The sequence below is a fragment of the Mycobacterium sp. genome, assembly GCF_029961025.1.
In the GTDB taxonomy this organism is placed as follows: Bacteria; Actinomycetota; Actinomycetes; order Mycobacteriales; family Mycobacteriaceae; genus Mycobacterium.
On record NZ_JASBVP010000026.1, the window covers coordinates 1 to 1,592 of the forward strand.

Consider the following 1,592-nt stretch of genomic DNA (forward strand, 5'->3'; position numbering starts at 1 on the left):
GACACTGACCGAGTCGAACACGGAGAGGTTGCTGATGACGGCCAGGGTGGCGTCCGCCTTCGGCCAGTGGAAGGCCGCGGCGCCGAACCCTGGAATGGTTCCGGTGTGGCCCCACAGCTCGTTGCCGTCGACGACGAGCCGCCGCAGCCCCAACCCGTACCCCGTCTGGGCAGGGATATCCGGGTCCGTCGCATCCACGAACCGGGTCATCTGCACCCTGGTTTCGGGCCGGAGGAAGTCCGACGTGAACAACGCGTCGATCCACGCGCGGAGGTCTTCGCTGGTCGATACGATGGCGCCGGCCGCGTAAGCTCCGGTCGGCCATGCCGTGTTGTCGGGCGGGATCCGTTGGATGCCAAACGGGATCAAGTCCCGCTCAAAGCCGGTGACCAGGCGCTCGGGTGTGGGCTCGTACGGCACGAAGGAGGTGTTGCGCAGCCCCAGGGGGTCGAAGATGAGCTCCCGGTACAACTGCACCATCGGCTTGCCGGTGGCTTTCTCGCTGATGAGACCCAGCAGCACGTAGTTCGTGTTGGAGTAATGGTGGGCGGTACCGGGGTCGAAGTAGAGCGGCTTGCCGTGGATGACGGCGACGAGGTCGGCCGGCTGCCACACCCGCTTCGGGAACAAGAGCGTCCTGGCCAGGCACCAGAGGTCGTCGGTGTAGTTGCGCAGGCCGCTCGTGTGGTTCAGCAAGTGGCGGACGGTGATCTTGCCCGCATGCGGCAAGTCGGGCAACCACCGTGCGATGGGGTCGTCCAGGTTCACGAGGCCGCGTTCGGCGAGTTTGAGGACGACGCCCGCCGTGAACGTCTTGGTGACGCTCCCGATCCGCAGGATGTCTGTGGGGTGCAGGGGGTGCTGGCGGTTCAGGTCTTGGTACCCGCTGACGCCCGACCAGGTGAACCGGCCGACCCGAACGGAGGCCTGGATGCCCGGCACGCGGAGGCGGCTGACCTCCCGGTCCAGCGCCTCTTGAAGTGCCCCTGCAAGCGAGTCGGGTGCCACCGTGATTTCCCGTGCCGCGGCCGTTCCCGAGAAGGCCAATGCGACGGAAACGATGACGAACGCAAGGACCGGCGCGTTGGCCATGCCACAGCCCCTTTCCGAACGTTGCCGAGCCGATTATAGCGCCTTCTCCCCGTCCACGGCGCGGTTCGGCCTTGGGATGCAGCGGGTGGGGGGACACGGCTCCAGAAAGACCTTGCCCGCGATGGCACTCGAGTTCGCACGGCGCATAGGCTTGCCGGGGGCACGGCCGCTAGCGACCGAAACGGATCGGCTATGGCCCGTCGATGCCCTGCGGGGCGCCGCGGTGGCGGGGATGGTCGCCTATCACTTCCCGTGGGATCTGAGTTTCTTCGGCCTTTACCCAGCGGACGTGACGCAGGGCGCCTGGCAGGTATTGGCCCGGGCAGGAGGCAGCGTGTTTCTGCTACTGGTCGGCCTGTCGATGCACCTGACGGCGGCCCGCAGGCCGACGCCGCCTGCGCGCGGCAGTGGCGAGAGCGGGGCCTGAAGCCGTGGGGGTGGGCACTGGTCATCAGCCTCGTCACCCACTGGGCGCTGGGCAACCATTTCGTGCGCTTCGG

2 protein-coding genes are annotated in these 1,592 nt (G+C 67.4%); one reads left to right on the forward strand and one right to left on the reverse strand.

Annotation, left to right across the window (positions count from 1 at the left end):
• Positions 1-1,092, reverse strand: a 1,092-nt coding sequence (locus QJR12_RS17630) for a serine hydrolase domain-containing protein (RefSeq protein ID WP_300584786.1), incomplete at its 3' end; no start/stop codon positions are given.
• A gap of 121 nt (positions 1,093-1,213) precedes the next feature.
• On the opposite strand from QJR12_RS17630, the gene QJR12_RS17635 reads away from it, so the two are divergent.
• A complete protein-coding gene (locus QJR12_RS17635) occupies positions 1,214-1,519 on the forward strand; it encodes a heparan-alpha-glucosaminide N-acetyltransferase domain-containing protein (protein ID WP_300584788.1) in 306 nt (101 codons plus the stop codon).
• The last annotated feature ends 73 nt before the right edge of the window (positions 1,520-1,592 follow it).

What these genes read in the sequence shown, in the direction of transcription:
- QJR12_RS17635 (WP_300584788.1), top strand. Translation starts at nt 1,214, where the DNA reads ATGGCACTCGAGTTCGCACGGCGCATAGGCTTGCCGGGGGCACGGCCG.